Below are 19,062 nucleotides of genomic sequence, written 5' to 3' on the forward strand. Positions count from 1 at the left end.
TGCTAGTACGGTGATTGAAGGCGACTACGGAAAGTGGCTGCTGCGACACAAGCTCCAGCGTCAAGTATCATTGCCGCATGAGGCGTCTCCTCCAGTCCGGAACGTTGCTTTTCCTGCTGGTGATGTTTCTTGCGCCTCTTGCAGAGTTCTTTGACAGTTGGGACGTCCAGGGACTCGCGAACGACACAGAGTTTGGAGTCTTTGCGCTCGCAGTCGTCCTGTGTCTCATTCTGGTGGTGTGCATGCTCATGGCAGCACGATCATTACGCATAAGGCTCGTTTTGGGGCCGATCGTTCCGTCTCTGGACGATGAGAAGATGTTTTCTGGGTCACAGTCGGCAGTCAGCGTCTTTCTTCCCCCCAATCTAACTCCACTCCGAATCTGATCTGCGGTTAACGCGCCCTCATCGGATGTGCCGCTGGCACATCCGCATCGCTTGTACCTGCGCATCGACGCGCAGACCGCGATCATTTTCCGGAGATTGATGAATGTCAGCTTCAAAGGCCCTTCGTCATTGGGTTCTGCCCATAGTATGGGCAGCTTCCTCCATCGTTTGCGCGGCACAGGCAAGCAGTACCGGCACCGTCAACGGGACAGTGTCTGCGCTGGACGGCAATCCTGTCTCTGGAGCGACCGTAACGCTGGCCAGCATGGACGGCCCAGCGCATACGGCCTCGTCCTCCGCAGATGGATCGTTCCTCATCAAGGAGCTTCCCAGCGGAAGCTATACCCTCCGCGCAGTCTCCGCCGGATTCGCAGCGCACGAAGAGTCTCCGGTCATCGTTGCGGTGGGGCGGACGACCCATCTTTCCATTCAGCTCACCATCGCCGGCACGCAACAGACCGTGACCGTCAGTGCCGCTCCTCTCAGCTTCGATACCTCGCAAACCTCCTCCGTCGTCAACATCGACCGCGACCGCGTCGAAGAACTTCCCATACCCAGCCGAAACTACCTCAACTTCGTTCTCCTCTCTCCACAGGTCGCTGCTGCCAATCCTGCTCTGCTACAGCAAGGCCTGGTTCAAAGCACCGGGAGCTTCAGTTTCAGTGGGCTCCGTCCGGGTAGCAACGCTGTCTACCTTGACGAGGTGAATGACAACGATGAGTACAGTGGCGGAAGTCGCACGCAGCTTTCGCCGGAAGCCATCAGCGACTTCCAGATCGTCAATCACGGTTTCTCGGCGCAGTCAGGCGGAGGCGCCGGTGGCTCCATCGACGTCCAGACGCGCTCCGGACTGAATCGCATTCACGGAGATGCGTTCGCCTTCGTACAGAATGGCGCCCTGAATGGAACACCTCCGCTCGGCCTCAATCCTTATAAGCCGGACGAGAGCCGGGTCCGCGCCGGCGCCGCACTCGGAGGCCCCATCCAGCGCGACAGGATGTTCTATTACGTCGCCGCCGAACACGAGCTCTCCCGCGGAGAGGATACCAACGATCTCAAACCCTCCACGCTCAACGCCATCAATGCGGCGCTGAAACAATACGGCTCTTTGCCGAATCTCACTCTCCGCAGCGGCTTCTTTCCGACAACCGATCAGGAGACCGAGCTCTCCGGCCGCATCGACCGGACTCTGACAACACGCCAAGCCGTCATGCTGCGCTACGCCTTCACCAATACCCGTAACGTCAACGACGCCTTTCACACCGACGAGCTCACCGACTGGACAGCACGAGGCTCCTCGTTCTTCTCCGACAACAGCCTCAACGGAACATTGACCTCAACCCTCAGCAGCACGCTTCTCAACAAGCTGAGCTTTGAGCTCGCGCAACGCCGCGCCGTACAAAAAACCAACCAGGCCTCCGGCCCCGGAATCCTCATCCCTGGCGTCGCCCTCCTGGGAACGCCATACTCCGGCAATGACCGCCGCTTTGAGACGCATCTGGAGTTCGCAGACTCCATCTCGCTGCAACGGCGCAACCACCTGTTTCAGTTTGGAGGACGCGCCGATCGCGTCGCCCTGCGAACCCGCGTCACCGACGGATCTCAGGGCTTCTTCGCCTTCGCCGGCCTGGCCGCGCTTCAGGCGGGCAATGCAGACTTCTTTTCGCAGAGCTTCGGCAACTTCAACACCAATCTAAGCGAGGTGCGATTCGCCGGCTTCGCACAGGACCACTGGACCAACTCCTCTTCGCTGACCCTCGACTACGGCATCCGTTACGAATACAACCGTCTGCCATCGTCCTTGCCGCAGGACGCCCTGAACTTCAGTCCTCGCCTCGGTCTGGCTTGGACACCGTGGAAGTCGATGGTCGTGCGTACCGGCTTTGGCATCTTCTACGACCGCTTCCAGCTTGCAATCATCAATCGCCTGCTCGAATTCGATGGCAACCGCAGCTTCAGCCAGATCGTCGAGGACAAGGCTGCCGCGTCCATCTTCCGCAGCGGCACCATCTCCTCCGACGCCTTGCCCGGCGTCGCTCCCAGCATCTGGCGCGCACAACCCGGCCTGCGAACCCCCTACAGCGAAGTCGCCTCCTTCAGCATCGAGCAGGCTCTTCCCCTGCAAACCACGCTGACCGGCGAATATCAGTCCGTCCACGGCATCAGGCTGGGCCGCACCACCAACATCAACCTTGCCCCACCTGTCCTGTTGACCACCGCGAACGCCGCTTCAGCCGGCATCTCCTCCCCAACTCCGCAGCAACTCGGGCGGCCAGCATTTACGCCAGCCCGCATCAATCCTGCCTTCGACGCCATCAATCAGTTCGCGACCTCTGCTCACTCTTCCTACAACGGAGCCACCATCACACTCAACCGACAGTTTCAGGACGATCTTCAGGTTCTCGCCGGTTACACCTTCTCAAAGACCATCGACGACGCCTCATCCGACACCGAGCAGCCGCAAAATCCTTATGTCCTCCGCGATGAGCGAGCCCTCTCCCTCCAGGACCAGCGTCACCGGTTTACCTTGAGCGGCCTATGGCTCATCGGCCCCGATCTTGGCGATCCTCTGGACGCAGAAAAAAATGCCAACCCCGGCCCCCTCATGAAAGCTCTTACCGGACTAGAGTTCGCTCCCATCATCAGCATCTCAAGCGGATTTCGTGCCAGCCCGCTTACGGGACTCGACAGTAGTCGCGAGCACATCCTTCCCTTCGTCACGCGACCCGGCGGATATGCAAGAAACTCGCTCTCCAGCCCTATCCGAGTCGATGTCGACCTGCGTGTCTTGAAGATGTTTCCCATAGCCGGCGGTCACTTTGACGTCGTTGCCGAGTCCTTCAACCTCCTCAACCATCGCAATGTGTCGCTGCTGAACACGGCTTTTGGCTCAGAAGTCCAACCGTCACAGAGCTTTGCCAGCCCCATCGCCACATCGACCGCCCGCAGAGTCCAGTTCTCGCTCGACTACGAGTTCTGACCGCGGGTCGATCAACCGGTCTGCCTCATGGTGAGGTCTTTCAACTTGTTCATGCCTTCATTTCAGTCAGAACGGCAGGGACAGCCGCTCTACAATAACCCTCAACGGAGGCTCTCCCCCTTTGAAGTTCCTCGCCGTCCTGCTCCTCCTTCTCCTCATTGCTGCTGGCGGTGCGTACTATCTCGCGACCACGCCCTTCGGCCCCTCCGCCGAGACCTTTATCGAGATCGCGCCACACACCCCGACCGCCGCCATGGCCGAGCAGCTTGAGAGGGCAGGGGTCATTCGCAACAAGTACGTCTTCCAGGCGTTGCGGCTCTATGAGAAGGGCACTCTGAAGGCCGGTGAGTACCGCTTCGACCATGCTGTGCCGATGACCGAGGTCTATCGCCGCATCGTCAAGGGTGACATCTACACCATTGGCATCACCATCCCCGAGGGGTACAACATCTTCGACATCGCGCAGGCCATTCAGGACGCTGGCCTCGGACAGCGCGACGACTTTCTGGCCGCCGAACGCAGACACACGGAGCTGATCGCCGAGTGGGCCGACCCGTCCCACCCTCCCGTCTCGTTAGAGGGCTACCTCTTCCCCGACACCTATCACTTCGCGCGGCATACCCCGGCCGCGACCATTCTTGCGGCGATGGTGCGCAGGTTCCGCCAGGCGGCCCATGAGCTGAACCTCGCCGGACCAGAGGCCAACCGCACCGTCATTATGGCCTCGCTGATCGAAAAAGAGGTCTCGCAGGACGCCGAGCGGCCGCTGGTGGCCGGGGTCTTCGTCAACCGGCTGGCTAAAAACATCCCCCTCGCCACCGACCCCACCGTCATCTACGCCGCGTTGCTCGACAATCGCTGGCGCGGAACCATCTACGCCTCGGACCTGAAGAACCCGTCGCCGTACAACACCTACGTCCACGCAGGCCTGCCCCCCGGCCCGATTGCCAACGCCGGGATGGCCGCCTTCCGCGCGGCGATTCATCCGGCGCAGACCGACTACCTGTTCTTCGTATCGGATGCCCAGGGCCACAGCCGCTTCGCCGCAAACCTGAAGGAGCACAACCAGAATGTGACCGCTTACCGCAAGGCGCAGCAACGCTGACCTGTCGAGGGGGAGGGGCCTATGTGGAAGCGCAAGCGATCAAAGAAATTTTTTGAAGAACCCTAAACCCCTGTCTCTCATCTATATACCGTGGCAGGCATAGCAGAATTCCCGGGACGGATATACTAAAACTTCGTGGAAATGAAGATACGACAAGCCTTAGCGTTGGCGACCGTGGCTGTTCTGCCTGCGCTGACCGGATGTCTCAGTCACACTCGCATCGTTCCCAAGACGCGCGTGGCCGACGTGATTATGAGCACGTCGCTCGATTCGATGGCGAGTCAGATTAACACCCGTTACAACTCCATCAATACGTTCAACGCCTCGGTTGAGATCTCCGCGACGACGGGGGGTGGCCTTCAGGGCAAGGAGACGCAGTCCCTCGCCTTCTCCGGTTACATCCTCATGCGCAAGCCGGAGTTCCTGCGCGTCCTGCTGCTGCTGCCTGTCGTCCGAACCCAGGCACTGGACATGGTCTCCGATGGCAGCAACTTCAAGCTCTACATTCCTCCGCGCAAGCGGGCGATCGTCGGCTCGAACACGCTGACCACGACCTCGAAGAACGGGCTGGAGAACCTGCGCCCCGAGGTGATCTTCGACTCCATGTTCATCCAGGGGCCCGGGGAGAACCAGATCCTCTCGATGACCACCGACATTCGCGTGATCGAGAGCGGCAAGAAGAAGAAAGACCTGATCGAAGAGCCTGCCTATGCGGTGCAGATCCTGAGCAAGCCCGACGGGTCGGACCGCACGGTGAACACGATTCGTGTGATCCACATCAACTCCATCGACCTGCTGCCCTACCAGCAGGACATCTACGACGCCGACGGCAAGGTCATCACCAAGGCCTACTACTCGAACTACCAGTTCTACGGGACAACCCCGTTTCCTTCGACCATCGTGATCGAGCGGCCGCGCGACCACTACTCGCTGACGATCAACATCGCCAAGCTGACATTGAACGGCCACCTCGACGACGACCAGTTTGAGTTGAAGATCCCGGAAGGCATCAACGTCGAGACGCTGAAGTAGGCGGATCGTCAGGTGGAGCGACGATGAACCTAGCCCCTGTTGGCCACATTCGCTCCTCGCTCAAAGAACGCAAGAATGCTCCGCGCCAGGCTGCGGAGCAGGCGCCTGCTGCCGCGATTGAGGTCCTTCCCGCGTTCAGTCATGCCATCGAAGGACTCCGGCCAGGCGACGAGATATGGATATTGACCTGGCTGCATGAGGCGGACCGCGACACCCTCAAGGTCCATCCGCGCTCCGATCCGCGAAATCCGCTTACGGGCGTCTTCGCTACGCGCTCACCCGATCGACCAAACCCCATCGGCCTGCACCGCGCGACGATTGTGAAGCTCGAAGGAGCTCTCGTGTACGTCGACGCGATCGAGGCTATTGAGAGCACCCCGGTCCTGGACATTAAGCCAGTCCTGAAAGGCGAATGCGGCCGCTGACCCTCGTGGCCGCATTTGCCACTTCGACCGCGCGGGATAACGTTTCAGATGTTGAGCCAGGCTTCCATCTGCTGGTGGCCTACGAGCCCCGCCTGCTGCGAGACCAGCTTGCCCGCGTTGAAGACGGCGAAGTTGGGGATGCCGCGCACGTTGTAGCGGGCCGAGAGCTCGTGGTTCTTCTCCGTGTCCACCTTGAGCACGATGGCGCGTCCCGCGGTGTTGGCGGCAGTGCGGGAGACCTCGGGCGCGGCCATGCGACAGGGGCCGCACCATTCGGCCCAGAAGTCGACGAGGACGGGCACGCGCGCGTTTTTGACGACCTCATCGAAGAGAGCGACATCGGCGGCGATGGGCTCGTTGATAGGGGCGAGCTCGTTCTTGCATCTGCCGCAGCGGCCGGTATCGGCAAGGTGTGCTGCCGGGATGCGGTTCTTCTGTCCACAGTGCGGACAGTTGCGGATCAGAGGCATGATGTTCTCTCCCAGTGATTGGATGCGGGTTGGGTGAAGGCGGTTCGAGCTTCGCTCGAATATCCCACACATGCGATGGAGCCGCATGCAGGGGCACCCGGCGTGAAGGATTGGAGCGAGCCTTTTGACGTCTGGCTAAAGAGTGCCGAGGGTCCCTCCCCAGTCGTGTGGGTCGACGTCGGCGATGGACTGGGAGAACGTCCAGCTTCGCCCGATGTGGTCGGCGGCGGTGTACTGACGTTCGCCGTAGGGGTAGGTCTCTGGTGTGCGGATGATGCGCGCGCCTTGGGCGACGGCGTTGGCGTAGTGCGCGTCGACGTCGGGGACGCGAACCATCAGCGAGTGCGCGATGGGAGTGATCTCGCCGGCGCGCGGGTGCTGCACGATGACGATGGCTCCGTCGCCGATGGTGAGCTGGGCGCGGTGGTCGGCGATGCGGAGGCGCAGCGTAAAGCCGAATGCGCTCGTGAGCCAGTCGATGGCCTGGGTGAGATCGGGGTAGGCCAGTTCAGGGATGACGGTGCTGCTGGGCATGGAACGGTTGGCGAGCATAACGGGCTCCTGTTTGAGAGCTCTCACCACGGAGAGGCGGAGACAAGTGTAGTCCAGCGGGGCTGGGAGGCAGGGGGAGTTTCGGGGTTAAAATTTTTGTCTACACCGTATACTTTCGTGGTATACAGTGTAAACATGACGACAACAGCAACCATGGTTGAGACGACAGCAGCGGCAACGACGGCAGAACGGATCATCGCGGCCGCCCGCGAACTGTTGAGCGTGGATGGCATCGAAGGCGTGACGATGCGGCGCGTGGCGGCGGAGGTCGGCATCACGCCGATGGCGCTCTACCGGCACTTCCCCAATCGCGACGGACTGTTGAATGCGTTGGCGGACGAGGGGTTCGCCGGTTTGTCGGAGAAGCTCAACAGGCTGCGGCTGACGGGTGAGCCGGAGCGGCAGTTGATCAGGATCCTCGACGTCTTCCTGGACCATGCGTTCGAGAAGCCGCGCTTGTTCGAGCTGATGTTTCTGACCAAGCGTGAAGGTGCGCGGCGGTTTCCGGAGGACTTCAAGGCGGGCAGATCGCCGACGGCGAACGCCTCCGCCGAGGTGCTGGCGCGAGGCATGGAGACGGCGCACTTCGCCAAGGACGACGTGTGGGAGATTGTCTTCGAGACCGGCGCGCTGGTACAGGGTTTGGTGATGCTCTACCTCGGCGGTCGTGTGTCGATGACGCCCTCGCAGTTCCGCGCGTTTTGTCACAGGTCGTTTGGGAGGTACATGAATGGCATCCGCAGTTAGGAGTCGTCTTCTGGTCGAGGGTGCGCTGGCGATTGCAGCGTCGTCGGCGATGCTTTACTTCGGCAACGGGCTTGAGCCGGTGTGGCCGCTGATGTGGGTGGCGTTTGTGCCGCTGCTCTGGTTTGCGTTGCGCAGTCCGTGGTGGGCTTCGGCGGTCGCGACAGCGCTCGCAGTGCTGCTGGGCAGCGTGAGCATGTGGAGCTACTTCACGGGGACGCTGCGAATGCCTGTGTCGACGTGGTGGGGTATCTATCTGTTTGCGGCGATCATCTTTGCCGTGGGAGTGCTGCTGTTCCGCTCGCTGGTGCTGCGCGGCGCGGTGTGGAGCGGCCTGTTGGCGCTGCCGTCGTTGTGGGTGGTGGCTGAGTACAGCCGTAACTTCACCACGCCGCACGGAACGGCCTTCAGTCTCGCTTACACGCAGCTCGGGTTTCTTCCGTTTCTCCAACTCGCCTCCATCACAGGTCCGTGGGGAATGACGTTTGTGCTGCTGCTGTTCTCGTCGGCGGTTGCGGTTGCATGGCACCTGTGGCCAAGCGACAGACACACAGCGCAACGGGTGGCAGCGACTGGCGTTTGCGTTGCGGTTGCAGTGGTGGCATTGGGCGCGATAAGGCTGGCCCTGCCGGAGGGCGCGACGACGCGGGTAGGTCTGGTCGCCTCGGACCAGCACGAAGCCATCGTCGATCCGGGAGCTCCAACGGAACGGCTGATGGGGGACTATGTGCGCGCGGCCGAGGACCTGACGGTCAGGGGAGCACAGGCGGTGGTGATTCCAGAGATGCTGGGCGTGACGGTGGCGGGAAAGTCGGCCGCGACCGACACGATTCTGCAATCGCTGGCGGACGGATCGCGCGCCACGGTGGTTGCGGGTGTGATCGCCGCGGACGGAGGGGTGCGGCACAATGAGGCCCGCGTCTATACGCCCTCCAGCGCGGTGGAAGGCTACTACAAGGAGCACCTGCTGCCGCCGTTTGAGTCGAAGACGACGCCGGGAACGAAGCTGTTGACACTGTCGCGCGACAAGCAGCTGTGGGGCCTGGCCATCTGCAAGGACATGGACTTCGCCAACCCGGCGCGGCGTTATGCGCGCGAGGGCGTGGGCCTGATGTTGGTTCCAGCGTGGGACTTCACGGTCGATCGCACCTGGCACGGGCACATGTCCGTCATGCGCGGCGTCGAGGACGGCTTCAGCATGGCGCGGGCTGCCAAGGGCGGTTACCTGACCGTGAGCGACTGGAGAGGACGCATCCTCGGAGAGACCAGCAGCAGCGCGGCCCCCTTTGCGACGCTTCTGGTCGATGCTCCGGCAGAGCATCACTGGACGGTGTATCAGGTGCTGGGCGACTGGTTCGCGTGGGTGGCGATTGCTCTGCTGGTTCTTGTGCTGACGCAGACTGTCAGGCCGCGGAGAGTGTCCTTGTAACTTTCGGCGCGAGCGGTTTACGGTTTCTCGCCTGAAGGATGGGCCACCCGCCATTGATGCTTGCAATGGCTGTTGTGCATCTCTGATGCGGATGTGCCCGGTGGTCGTATAGTGTGAGTGCAGGTACGAGGGGGTTGAATGTCTGCACGAGTGGCTCACTCCACACCGATGCTCCATGTTGCCGAGATCGAGCGCTCGATTGCGTTTTACGAGCAGCTTGGCTTCCGATTGATTGACGACGATGGCTGCAAGCCGATTGGTTGGGCACGGCTGCACTGCGAAAGCGGCGACATCATGTTTTTGCGCGCAGAGAAGTCGATCGACGCGCGAGTGCAGGGATTTCTCTTCTACCTGTACACGCCCGATCTCGCCGGATTGCGCGAGCATCTTGCTGCAAGTGATGTTGCGGTGTCGGAGATCAAGCGGCCAGCTTATATGCCGAGCGGCACGATCAATCTGAATGATCCAGATGGCTACCACATCGAGATTGGCCACTGGGGCAAGGCCGAGCAGGAAGCCTGGGAAAAGCATCTTGAAGCAAGGTGAATCTCAGAAGCTGTAGCGCAGGCCCGCCTCGATGCGGCGGCCGTTGTCGGCGGTGTAGGGCGTGCCGAAGAGAGGCGAGCCGAGAACGCCGCCGACGGACTTCACATTCATGTGGTTGAGTACGTTCGCGGAGCGGAGGTTGACGGTGAGGGTCTGCGGGTGCTCGGCCTTGGTGTTGCGCGTGAGCTTGAAGGCGCGCTGCAGGTTGGTGTCGAGATAGAAGGTCCAGGGCATGACGCCCTGGTTGCGTGGGAAGACGCCGGTGCCTCCGCTGGCGATCAGTAGGCCGTAAGGCGTCTGGATTGCACCGGTTTGTCCCGGTGTGGCATAGCGTGGGCGGTCATTGAAGTTGCCGTCGCCGTTGTTGTCGAAGCCGGTTGTGATGTTGTAGTGCGCATCGCCTCCGGCGTTGAAATTCGCGCTGAGCTGAAGCTGCTGGGGCAGCTTGAGGGAGCCGTTGCCGAAGAGGTTCCACATGGGCTGGCCGGTGCGATGGGCGAACTCCCCTGCGTTGGAGGTGGAGCTTTGCGGCGTGGAGAACTCGTTGTCGTCAGTATCGTCGATCAGGTTGACGCGGACTCCGCCAAAGAAGAACTGCACGCGCTTCATGGTGTGCTGTTCGATGCCAACGAAGGTGGCGTTCACACGACCCTGGCCGCTGGGCTGCATCTGGAGGATGTTGAGGTTCGCGGCTCCGGGACGCGGGCCGTAGGGATTGTTGTTGAGGGGCGAGTTGATGTTGTTGGAGCGCGTGTAGTTCCAGATACGGCCCTGGTAGTAGTCGGCCGAGAGGTTGAAGCCGAAGGGCAGCACGCGCGTACCGCCGATGTTCCACGCTCCCCAGGTGAGGTTCGAGAGATGCGGCGAGTACTGCCGGACAGTGTGAATCGCTGTCGAGCCTGCGAGCGGACTGCCGAAGACGGGGCTGTAGACCGTGCTCGCAATGCGGTCGACTCCGTTCAGGCGCTGCACTTCAGATTGCGCGTTTCTGTTGAAGCGTCCAGCGAACGTGCCGCCGTGCGCGTGCAGGGTCCAGCGATTTTTCTTGTCGGGAGACCAGAGGATGCCCATGCGCGGAGTGATGGAGCCGAGCACGGTGGGGTCCGTCTGCCAGAAATAGCGCAGGCCTGAGGCGATGTGAACGCCGTGGCCGACGTTCCAGTCATCCTGAACGAAGAAGGCGTTCTGCACGATGGTGAAGTTGACCTCCGGCGATCCCGCGACGTTGCTGTAGGCGGTGGGCGTTCCGCCGGGAAGGTGAGCGAGAGCGCGGCGGTACTGTTCGATGCCAGAGATGGTTTGTGTCTGGCCAGTGGGATTGCCGTTGGCGTCGAGCACGGGCGCGATGCCTCCGCCAAAGTTATATGTGCCGTTGAAGTTGTTGGTGAGCTGCTGGCGCTCGCGGTAGATCCAGAGCTGCATGCCGGCCTTGATCGTGTGGTTTTTGGTGGTGAGGATGGCGTCGTCGTCGTACTCGGTGGCGAGCTCGCGCAGGCGCTGCGGGCCGAGCGTTGCACCGCCGCCGGTGAAGGCTCCTGCGACCTGCAATGCCGGAGCTGTGGCGGTGGGGTTGTCGGTCTCGCCGTCCCACTTCAGGCTCAGGCGGGCCTCGTGCATCAGGTGCGCGGAGATTGTGGTGACGTCGCTGAAGCGGAGGACGTGTTCGTACTGCTGGCTGTCGTAACCTGCTTCGGGCAGCGACGTTCCTCCAACGCCGACGTTCCGCAGGTGGTTGACGTTGGGGCTGTAGCTGGCGATGAAGGTGTTCTTCGCGCCGAGCTGCCAGTCGACCTTCGCCGTGCCGATCCAGAGACGCTGCGGCGTCGCGACGTTGGCGACGGTCCTGGTCTGGTTGCCGTTGGCGTCGAGCGTGATGGCGTTGACGACGGCGAAGTTGTCGATGCTGCGATGCTCCAGCGTCATCGTGAAGTCTGAACCCTTCTTGCGGATGGGGCCCGTCAGCTCAAAGCCATAGCGCTGTTTGCCCAGCGCGGCCTTGCTGGTGGAGAACGGGTCACGCGCGTTCATCCATGGGCTGCCGTTGGTCATGAACAGTGCGCCGTGAAAGGTGGGCTGGCCGGGTTTGGTGTAGACCTCGACGCGGCCGCCGCCGAAGGGAGGCTCGCGGTACTCGGCGGAGAACTGGTCGGGGTTGACCTTGATGTAGGCGATGGAGCTCTTGGGCGGCAGCTTGCTGGAGTCCTGAAAGCCGTCGACGGCGATGGTGGCGTTCGAGGGATTGCCTCCCGCGGCTGCGGCAAGCTGCTGCAACTGACGCAGCAGGTCGTCGGGGTCGTCGGCGAGCGATTGCAGACGGTTGCCGGAGATGGACTGTGTGGGGCCGCTGGCTGCGGCGCTGTTCGCCGGAGTGCTGTCGTCGCCGTCGACGTCGAGGCTGGTCTCGACCTCCTGAAGCTTCAGGGTGAGATCGATCGTTGCCGTGTGCGGCGCCTTGAGCGCGAGCGTCTGCGTGGCGAAGCCCTCGGCGGAGACAGAGAGTTGATGCGGGCCTTCGGCGACGCAGTTGAAGCGGAAGCGTCCATCGCCGCTGCTCATCTCGGGTGTGCCGCCATCGAGCGTGAGCGAAGCTCCGGGAACGATGGCGTGCGTTGCATCGTGAACGATCCCTGCAAGCGCGGTTGCGTTTCGCGGGCAGGGGGCCTGCGCCAGAGCATAGGGGAGCGCAAGCGCAGCGAAGGCTGCGGCAGCGGGAAGCTTCATAAGCCACCTCAAATGACGATTGGGAAACGCGCAGCGACCGGGCCGCGCAGTCATTGCGCGTGTCCGTGACGCTTATTGGGTCACGTAGATCAGCTACGAGTGTTTTTGCGGAAAAGTTCCCTGGGCGAGATGGCTAAAGTACCTACGCCTGTCGGCCCAGGCTGTTATGTGACGGGCCCTCGGCCCTGCGCCGCCGAGGTTGCAAGGGCTTTTGCTGGAGGTGAGGAGAAGCTACGCCCTGCGCCGGTACTTGATGGCGAACTCGTAGCCCGGGTTGGGCGGGAAGAGCTTGGCGGCGAGGCGCAGGCGGTCGGCGAGGGGTTGCGGGGCGAGCAGGGGGTACTCGCGCTCGCGGAGCTCGGTGTAATCGAAGTCGATGGAGAGTGAAAGCAGGTAGATGGCGACGGCGTCGGAGAAGGCGCTCTCGATGAAGATGTTCTTGGCGCGTTCGTCGACGATGGGTTTGCCTTCGGCCTTGCCCGCGCTGCGGTCGCCGGCGAGGGAGAGATGGCGGTTCTCCCAGGCGTCGTGCGAGGTCTCGCCGCGCACGTCGGAGAGGGCCTGCGACCAGGCGAGCTGCTGGAAGCTGTCGGGGACGCCGGCGACATCGACGAAGGCGTGGCCGACATTGATGAAGAACTCGAAGGCGAGCGCGAAGCGGTCCGAGAGCAGGCGGGTGGAGATAAAGACGCCGTCGGCGCCGTCGAGCGAGACGTTGCGGTGGCAGATGGCCTGGTCGCCCAGCTCGGTGGTGTAGGCGGGGGCGATGAGCGTGGCGTCGGCCGATTCGCCCGACCGGCGCTCAGAGATGGCCAGCGGCACAAAGTAGTAGGCCTTGCGCGAGAGCGCGGCGGCGATGGTGACGGGGACGGCCTGCACCATGCGCTCCAGGTCGTTGTCGGCAAGCGAGTTATCGCCGAACGCCGCGTAGGCGACGCCGTTGGGGGCGCGGCGCACGGGGGTCTCGCGCGCGACCTGCGCGGCCTTCACCAGGCTGTTGACTGTTTCGCTCTGAACACCATCTGCCATAAGGCAGTATTCTACTTGTATGACGCAGGAATCGCGGACAGAAGATGGGGGTGGCCGCCCGGTGGAGACGAGAGCGACGTTTTTTGGCGCGCCGGTAGGCGAACTGGGCTGGTTTGCCAGCCTGCTGATGGGCGCGGCGGTAGGGTTTGCGGCGTTCTTTCTGGCGACGTTTCTGGGGATCGTCGGCATCATGTTCTACAACACCGCCTTTCACGGCACCGTGAACTACGCCCTGAGCTACCTGCGGGGCGGGCTGGTGGCGGGGTCGGTGACGCTGATCGCGGCCTGGGTCTACCTGGGACGGCTTTGGGTCAAGCGCGTCTGGGGCGGGCGGTAGCGGCTTTAGCTTTGCCTGCATACATTTGTGGGTCTTGCACATCGCTTTGTCATCCTGAGCGCAGCCCCGAAGGGCGAAGCCGAAGCTCCTTCAGCAGCAATGCCTGCGGAGGCAAGAAATACAGGTCCTTCGACTCCGCTGCGCTTCGCTCAGGATGACAAAAATAGGGTGGCCGAAAACCTGCTCCAGGGCGGAATTGGCTGGCAGGGCCATGTCGGCTACGTCAATTGTCCGTAGTCAATCGATGGTGTGGACTCGTATGATTCCCGCACACTTGCTTTGAGCTGTGCGGGTTTGCCTGCGGTTGCGGAGGAACGAGGCTGCGGGCGGCCTGAGCCTGCTTCGGCAGGACAAAATTTCGATCTTGCGAATTGGAGGAGTCATGGAGAGCAACTCCCGGCGTAGATTTTTTGGAAAGGCCGCTTCGATGGTGGCGGCGGCAGTGGCGGGCACAAAGCTGTTTGCACAGCAGGCCCCGGCAGCAGCGCCGGCACAGCCGGGCGCGCCCGCAGGTGAGAGGCCGCGGCGGTTCGGAAACCGTATTCATAACGGCGTCTACTACTTCTCCGGCACCGGCTCGAACGACGGGTTCGGCAAGGAAGACCACATCACGGTGACCGACCCGTTTGAGAAGCATGTGACGCGCTCGATGGATGCGCTCAAGAAGTCGCTAGAGCGTGCAGGGTCGAACATGGACTCGATCCTTAATATGCAGGTCTTTATCTGCCTGCCGCACGCAGACTCTGCGCCGATGCCGACGGGCAGCGCCAAGTTTGCGTCGTACAAGGAGCACTACGAGGCCCTGAACAAGATTTACGGGACGTACTTTTCGCCGGGCAAGGCGCCTTCACGCGCCTTCATGGCGGTGGAGTGGATTCCCGGCGACTCGCTGGTCGAGCTGGTGGGCAGCGCGCTGTTGGTCGATCCGTCGGCTGTGCCTGCTGCTCCTGCGGCTGCGCCTAAGCCGCCCGCTGGCCTCTAATTTTTTTAGAACTTCGTCTAAGAGAGAAGGAAAGGGTTATTGGTATGAGTCTGAAATCACGTTGGAACCGCCGGTCGTTTCTGGGCACCATGGGAGCTGCTACGGGCAGCATCTTTGCGCCCAAGGGGGCGCAGGCCGAGAAGAAGCAGAAGGACGAGAAGCACGGCGTGGACGGCCACGCGATTGTGCCGATCACCAAGGGCCTTGGCTCGACGGGCGATGTTTACGCCGAGCTGGGCGTCAAACCGCTGGTCAACATTGTTGGCACCGTGACCGTCATCGGCGGCTCGGTCATGAAGCCCGAAGTGATGGAGCTGATGCGCCAGGGCAACCAGCACTTTGTGATGATCAACGACCTCGAGGTCGCTGCGGGGCGTTACATCGAGAAGCTGTGTAAGACCCCTGCGGGCTACACGGGCCTGGTGACGGGCGGCGTAGCTGCCGCCATCGTCGTGGCCTACGCCGGAATGTTGACGGAAGACCTGGAGCCGAGGCTGAGCAAGGTCCCCGACCTGACGGGCTTCCCCAAAAACGAGGTCATCATCCAGAAGGCGCACCGGAATCCCTTCGACCATCAGGTCCGCCAGACGGGCGTGTCTCTGGTCGAGGTGGAGACAAAGGACCAGATGATCAACGCCATCAACCCGAAGACGCTGGCGATGCACTACATCAACATCCAGTCGAACATGGGCAAGGTGAGCGGGCCCGAGATGATCGAGATTGCGAAGAAGGCGGGCATCTACACCTTCAACGACGCTTCGGCCGACGTTCCGCCGAAGGAGCGGCTGTGGGAGTACCCGGCGCAGGGCTGGGACTTTGTCGCGTTCTCGGGCGGCAAGGACATCTGCGGCCCGCAGTCGACGGGCGTGCTGATCGGCAAGGAGCAGCTGATCCGCTGGGCACAGATGAACATGAGCCCGCAGGAAGACCGCATCGGCCGCGCCTGCAAGGTGGGCAAGGAACAGATCTTCGCTCTGCTGAAGGCGCTGGAGATGTTCGTCGACCAGGACTACGACGCCGTGGTGAAGAGCTACGACGATCGCGCCGCCGTGATCTCCAAGGCGGTGGAGAAGTTCGGCGTGACGGCGCAGCCGCGTCAGTTCAACCCGAACGCGCTGGGCAACGTAACGCCGCACTATAGCTGGAAGATCGACCAGACGAAGACGAGCCTCACGGCGCAGGATGTGATGAAGGCGCTCGCGGAGACGAAGCCCGTGGGCATCGGCAGCATGAACGCCGACTCGATGGGCATGCGCGGACGCAACCCGGATGCACCGGCGCGCCCACCGCGGCAGCGCCGCTTCCAGCAGGATCCGACGGTGTTCGGGTTCGCCATGTGGCAGCTTAAGGACGGCGAGGACAAGTACATCGCCGACCGTCTGGCGGAGATCTTCTCCTCAGCGAAGAAGGCGTAGCAACCGATTTAGCAACAGCGCTTCAGCAAGATACCCGGCACGCAGCCGGGTATCTTTTTTTGCCTTGGACGGGCGACTTATACATTCGACCTGGTTGGTTGGGAGGCCGTGTGCGATCTGGCTCGATTGGGGGATGGGCTGGCGGCGCGTTCGGCGTTATTGTTGAACCTCGCAAAGGGGAATTTTGGACCATGTTTATGCAGAGCGGGGAACAGACACGGATACGCAGCGTAGCGGCAAATTCGATGCTTCAGCGTCACAGCTCGGTTGTGCTGAGGCTGACGGAGCGGGGGTTCGAGTTGACGTCTGAGGGCGAGAAGGAGCCGGTGATCTGCGAGAGCTGGCCCCGGGCGAAGCGGGTGTTGAAGCGGCTTGGGGTGCCTGACCAGAAGATTGATGTCATCAGCAGCCAGTTGTCTGAGGGCAATGAGATTGTGGTGCGGACGCGGGTTTAGAGCCTGAGCTTGAATGGCTCAGCGGGCAGTGTTCGCTTCGCCCCTTCGGGCTACGCTCATGCCTTCGGCAGAGCGGAAGGCCGCTGGTGCGGCGGTTGGATGAGAGACCCGAGGCTGAAGCCTCGGGCTACCTAGAAGCAAGTTCTTAGGCATGGAGAGACCCAAGGTTAAGGCCTTGGGCTGCCAGCCATGCCGTTAATCGAGGCGGTTCGAGCTAAAGCTCGAATGATCCCACCTTAGCCCGCTTCGCGGTCGAAGATGGGGCACCCGGTGATGAGGGCTAATCGGGTTCAGTGTGGGCTTGAGAAATGGGCAGGAGCGGTTCGCGCCTTCGCGCGAATGACCCAATCATGTCGCGATGAAGTTGCGTCATGGATGGGGCACCCGGCACTAGATGAACTTCATAAGATCCGATTAGCGATCGGAAGCGTTTTTGCAGAGCTTGATCGACAACTCATCTCGCCAAGTCTTCGGCGGCATCCTGAACTACTCGCGATGCCGAAGAGATGAAGATTCGATAGCGTTCACAGTCAGTCGGTTGAGATGGATTCCGATGTGACTTTTATGCGCTACCCTCAATTTTTTGGCCTTTCCGCTCGTCTTCCAGCCGTTCTGCTATTCTTCGTTATCCGAAACACCATTACCGCTTGCGGAGGTTCATCTATGTCATTTGTACGCACGGTCGTGCGCTGGAGCTGTTTTACGGCTGCGGCGGCGACGCTTGCCATTCCCTCTGTCGCCGCTGACAAAAAGTCCGCAAAAGAGTCTGTCGCGGAGACGCCTTCCTACTACGGCGCTCAGCCTGCGAAAGAGAACATTGACCTGACGATGTATGCGCGGATTCGCGATGAGGGGTTCAAGCACTCGCACGTGATGGAGTTCGCCGACGCTCTGACGAACGGCATCGGGCCGCGGCTGACGGGTTCGCCCAACATGAAGAAGGCGAATGAGTGGACGCGCGATACGTTGACGAAGATTGGTCTCGAGAACGCGCACCTGGAGGACTGGGGCGAGTTCGGCATGGGATGGCAGCAGGTGAATACGTGGGGGAGGATCATCTCGCCGGATGCGGAGCCTGTCTGGTTGCAGGCGGCGCCGTGGTCTCCTGCGACGAGCGGGCCGGTGACGGGCGAGGCGGTGCATATCGCGATCAGCGACGTAAAAGACCTGGACAAGTACAAGGGCAAGCTGAAGGGCAAGATCGTTCTGTTTGGCGCGATCCGCTCGACGCCCGATCTGACTGACCCTCTGTTTCATCGCTACACGGATGAAGAGTTGAAGGAGATGGAGAGCTATCCGACTGGTGAAGGACGCGCTGCCACTCCGAATATTCAGCAGCTTCTGGCGGAGCGCGCGCGGTTGACTGCTGTGCGCACGGCGGCGTTGAAGATGATGACGGAGGAGGGCGTGGCTGCGATCATCACTCCTACGCGCGACGGCTCGAAGGGCGGCGGAACGGGAATCATCTTCGACGACAACGGGGCGAACCTGGTCCGCGGCGCTCAGGTGAAGGAGGCTGCGGTCGCGATTCCGAACGCCGTGATGATGATCGAGCACTACAACCGCATCGCGCGACTGCTGGACCACAAGGTGCCAGTGACGCTTGAGGTAAACATCGAGACGAAGTTTACCGGCGACCACGAGCACGGCTTCGATACGGTTGCCGAGATTCCCGGCACCGACCCGAAGCTGAAGGACCAGGTGGTGATGGTCGGTGGGCATCTCGATAGCTGGATCTCGGGCACGGGCGCGACCGACAACGCCGCGGGCTCAGTCGTTGCGATGGAGGCGGTGCGCATTCTGAAGGCGCTGGGCATCAAGCCGAAGCGCACGATCAGGATCGCGCTGTGGTCAGGCGAGGAGCAGGGGTTGTATGGCTCGCAGGGTTATGTGAAGCAACACTTCGGGACATTTGCGGAGCCGGAGCATGCTGATCCGGCGAGTGTGCCGGGCTTCATGCGGCAGCGCGGCAAGCTGACGACGACGAAGGAGTGGGAGACGCTGGACGCCTACTACAACCTCGACAACGGCACGGGCAAGATTCGCGGCGTGTATACGCAGGAGAACTATGCGATCGCTCCGATCTTCCGGCAGTGGCTGGCTCCGCTGGCCGACCTGGGTGCGACGACGATCAGCTATCGCAACACGGGCGGAACGGACCATCTTTCGTTCGACGCTGTTGGGCTGCCGGGATTCCAGTACATTCAGGACCCGATGGACTACGAGACGCGGACGCATCACTCGGACATGGACACGTTCGATCGGCTGCACGCGGCTGATCTGCAACAGGCGGCGGTGATCGAGGCGATCTTCCTCTACAACACGAGTGAGCGCGAGCAGATGATGCCGCGCAAGCCGTTCCCGCATCCGGAGCTGGACAGGCAGAAGTCGGCGCCGATCGAGGGGATCTATCCCAACGCTGAGAAGTAGCGTTTATGGGCGAGTGAAAGAAGC

At 61.8% G+C, this 19,062-nt stretch carries 17 protein-coding genes; 13 read left to right on the forward strand and 4 right to left on the reverse strand.

The features are described from left to right. The first annotated feature begins 489 nt into the window (after positions 1 to 489). The 4 genes from JSS95_09655 (at position 490) to tsaA (ending at position 5,928) form a co-directional block, all read left to right on the forward strand. The gene (locus tag JSS95_09655) at positions 490 to 3,366 is read left to right on the forward strand and encodes a TonB-dependent receptor (protein MBS1800077.1); all 2,877 of its coding nucleotides are present in this window, start codon (positions 490 to 492) and stop codon (positions 3,364 to 3,366) included. 121 nt (positions 3,367 to 3,487) lie between these two features. Continuing rightward, positions 3,488 to 4,471, forward strand: a complete 984-nt coding sequence (gene mltG / locus JSS95_09660) for an endolytic transglycosylase MltG (GenBank protein MBS1800078.1) — start codon at positions 3,488 to 3,490, stop codon at positions 4,469 to 4,471. Between the two features lie 147 nt (positions 4,472 to 4,618). Continuing rightward, positions 4,619 to 5,503 (forward strand): hypothetical protein, encoded by an 885-nt coding sequence (locus JSS95_09665; GenBank protein MBS1800079.1) that lies wholly within the window; start codon positions 4,619 to 4,621, stop codon positions 5,501 to 5,503. A 23-nt stretch (positions 5,504 to 5,526) separates the two neighbouring features. Continuing rightward, positions 5,527 to 5,928 carry a tRNA (N6-threonylcarbamoyladenosine(37)-N6)-methyltransferase TrmO gene (gene tsaA / locus JSS95_09670; protein MBS1800080.1) on the forward strand — a complete coding sequence of 134 codons (402 nt, stop codon included), beginning with the start codon at positions 5,527 to 5,529 and terminating at the stop codon, positions 5,926 to 5,928. Positions 5,929 to 5,972: 44 nt separating this feature from the next. Here the strand turns inward: tsaA and JSS95_09675 are convergent, their stop codons facing one another. Together JSS95_09675 and JSS95_09680 are read right to left on the reverse strand one after the other, a co-directional pair. Then, positions 5,973 to 6,398, reverse strand: coding sequence for a thioredoxin fold domain-containing protein (locus tag JSS95_09675; protein MBS1800081.1), 426 nt, complete (start codon positions 6,396 to 6,398; stop codon positions 5,973 to 5,975). Between the two features lie 135 nt (positions 6,399 to 6,533). Then, positions 6,534 to 6,950, reverse strand: coding sequence for a VOC family protein (locus JSS95_09680; protein MBS1800082.1), 417 nt, complete (start codon positions 6,948 to 6,950; stop codon positions 6,534 to 6,536). 153 nt (positions 6,951 to 7,103) lie between these two features. Here JSS95_09680 and JSS95_09685 point away from each other — a divergent pair, with 153 nt between their 5' ends. From JSS95_09685 to JSS95_09695, 3 genes are all read left to right on the forward strand, one after another. Beyond that, positions 7,104 to 7,697, forward strand: a complete 594-nt coding sequence (locus JSS95_09685) for a TetR/AcrR family transcriptional regulator (GenBank protein MBS1800083.1) — start codon at positions 7,104 to 7,106, stop codon at positions 7,695 to 7,697. Then, on the forward strand, positions 7,681 to 9,123 hold the full coding sequence (locus JSS95_09690) for a hypothetical protein (protein ID MBS1800084.1): 1,443 nt from the start codon (positions 7,681 to 7,683) through the stop codon (positions 9,121 to 9,123). The genes JSS95_09685 and JSS95_09690 overlap by 17 nt, the downstream gene beginning before the upstream one ends. Positions 9,124 to 9,261: 138 nt before the next feature. Beyond that, positions 9,262 to 9,669, forward strand: coding sequence for a VOC family protein (locus JSS95_09695; protein MBS1800085.1), 408 nt, complete (start codon positions 9,262 to 9,264; stop codon positions 9,667 to 9,669). Between the two features lie 3 nt (positions 9,670 to 9,672). Here the strand turns inward: JSS95_09695 and JSS95_09700 are convergent, their stop codons facing one another. Both JSS95_09700 and JSS95_09705 read right to left on the reverse strand, forming a co-directional pair. Continuing rightward, positions 9,673 to 12,390 (reverse strand): TonB-dependent receptor, encoded by a 2,718-nt coding sequence (locus JSS95_09700; GenBank protein MBS1800086.1) that lies wholly within the window; start codon positions 12,388 to 12,390, stop codon positions 9,673 to 9,675. 231 nt (positions 12,391 to 12,621) lie between these two features. Then, complete coding sequence (locus JSS95_09705) at positions 12,622 to 13,419, reverse strand: hypothetical protein (protein ID MBS1800087.1); 798 nt, start codon at positions 13,417 to 13,419, stop codon at positions 12,622 to 12,624. Positions 13,420 to 13,480: 61 nt separating this feature from the next. Here JSS95_09705 and JSS95_09710 point away from each other — a divergent pair, with 61 nt between their 5' ends. The 6 genes from JSS95_09710 (at position 13,481) to JSS95_09735 (ending at position 19,038) form a co-directional block, all read left to right on the forward strand. Then, positions 13,481 to 13,756 carry a hypothetical protein gene (locus JSS95_09710; protein ID MBS1800088.1) on the forward strand — a complete coding sequence of 92 codons (276 nt, stop codon included), beginning with the start codon at positions 13,481 to 13,483 and terminating at the stop codon, positions 13,754 to 13,756. Between the two features lie 27 nt (positions 13,757 to 13,783). Next, positions 13,784 to 13,993 (forward strand): hypothetical protein, encoded by a 210-nt coding sequence (locus JSS95_09715; protein ID MBS1800089.1) that lies wholly within the window; start codon positions 13,784 to 13,786, stop codon positions 13,991 to 13,993. 145 nt (positions 13,994 to 14,138) lie between these two features. Beyond that, entirely contained in the window at positions 14,139 to 14,738 is a 600-nt protein-coding gene (locus tag JSS95_09720) for a RidA family protein (GenBank protein ID MBS1800090.1), read from the forward strand. 44 nt (positions 14,739 to 14,782) lie between these two features. Next, positions 14,783 to 16,153, forward strand: a complete 1,371-nt coding sequence (locus JSS95_09725; GenBank protein MBS1800091.1) for an aminotransferase class V-fold PLP-dependent enzyme — start codon at positions 14,783 to 14,785, stop codon at positions 16,151 to 16,153. Between the two features lie 191 nt (positions 16,154 to 16,344). Beyond that, positions 16,345 to 16,608 (forward strand): hypothetical protein, encoded by a 264-nt coding sequence (locus JSS95_09730; GenBank protein ID MBS1800092.1) that lies wholly within the window; start codon positions 16,345 to 16,347, stop codon positions 16,606 to 16,608. A gap of 663 nt (positions 16,609 to 17,271) precedes the next feature. Beyond that, positions 17,272 to 19,038 (forward strand): M20/M25/M40 family metallo-hydrolase, encoded by a 1,767-nt coding sequence (locus JSS95_09735; protein MBS1800093.1) that lies wholly within the window; start codon positions 17,272 to 17,274, stop codon positions 19,036 to 19,038. The last annotated feature ends 24 nt before the right edge of the window (positions 19,039 to 19,062 follow it).

The sequence above is a fragment of the Acidobacteriota bacterium genome, assembly GCA_018268895.1.
Taxonomy (GTDB): domain Bacteria; phylum Acidobacteriota; class Terriglobia; order Terriglobales; family Acidobacteriaceae; genus Edaphobacter.

Excerpts from the sequence above, each read along its gene's own strand:
- JSS95_09655 (MBS1800077.1), top strand. The coding sequence starts at position 490 with ATGTCAGCTTCAAAGGCCCTTCGTCATTGGGTTCTGCCCATAGTATGG.
- tsaA (MBS1800080.1), top strand. The coding sequence starts at position 5,527 with ATGAACCTAGCCCCTGTTGGCCACATTCGCTCCTCGCTCAAAGAACGC.
- JSS95_09675 (MBS1800081.1), bottom strand. The coding sequence starts at position 6,398 with ATGCCTCTGATCCGCAACTGTCCGCACTGTGGACAGAAGAACCGCATC.
- JSS95_09680 (MBS1800082.1), bottom strand. The coding sequence starts at position 6,950 with ATGCTCGCCAACCGTTCCATGCCCAGCAGCACCGTCATCCCTGAACTG.
- JSS95_09685 (MBS1800083.1), top strand. The coding sequence starts at position 7,104 with ATGGTTGAGACGACAGCAGCGGCAACGACGGCAGAACGGATCATCGCG.
- JSS95_09690 (MBS1800084.1), top strand. The coding sequence starts at position 7,681 with ATGGCATCCGCAGTTAGGAGTCGTCTTCTGGTCGAGGGTGCGCTGGCG.
- JSS95_09695 (MBS1800085.1), top strand. The coding sequence starts at position 9,262 with ATGTCTGCACGAGTGGCTCACTCCACACCGATGCTCCATGTTGCCGAG.
- JSS95_09700 (MBS1800086.1), bottom strand. The coding sequence starts at position 12,390 with ATGAAGCTTCCCGCTGCCGCAGCCTTCGCTGCGCTTGCGCTCCCCTAT.
- JSS95_09705 (MBS1800087.1), bottom strand. The coding sequence starts at position 13,419 with ATGGCAGATGGTGTTCAGAGCGAAACAGTCAACAGCCTGGTGAAGGCC.
- JSS95_09720 (MBS1800090.1), top strand. The coding sequence starts at position 14,139 with ATGGAGAGCAACTCCCGGCGTAGATTTTTTGGAAAGGCCGCTTCGATG.
- JSS95_09725 (MBS1800091.1), top strand. The coding sequence starts at position 14,783 with ATGAGTCTGAAATCACGTTGGAACCGCCGGTCGTTTCTGGGCACCATG.
- JSS95_09730 (MBS1800092.1), top strand. The coding sequence starts at position 16,345 with ATGTTTATGCAGAGCGGGGAACAGACACGGATACGCAGCGTAGCGGCA.
- JSS95_09735 (MBS1800093.1), top strand. The coding sequence starts at position 17,272 with ATGTCATTTGTACGCACGGTCGTGCGCTGGAGCTGTTTTACGGCTGCG.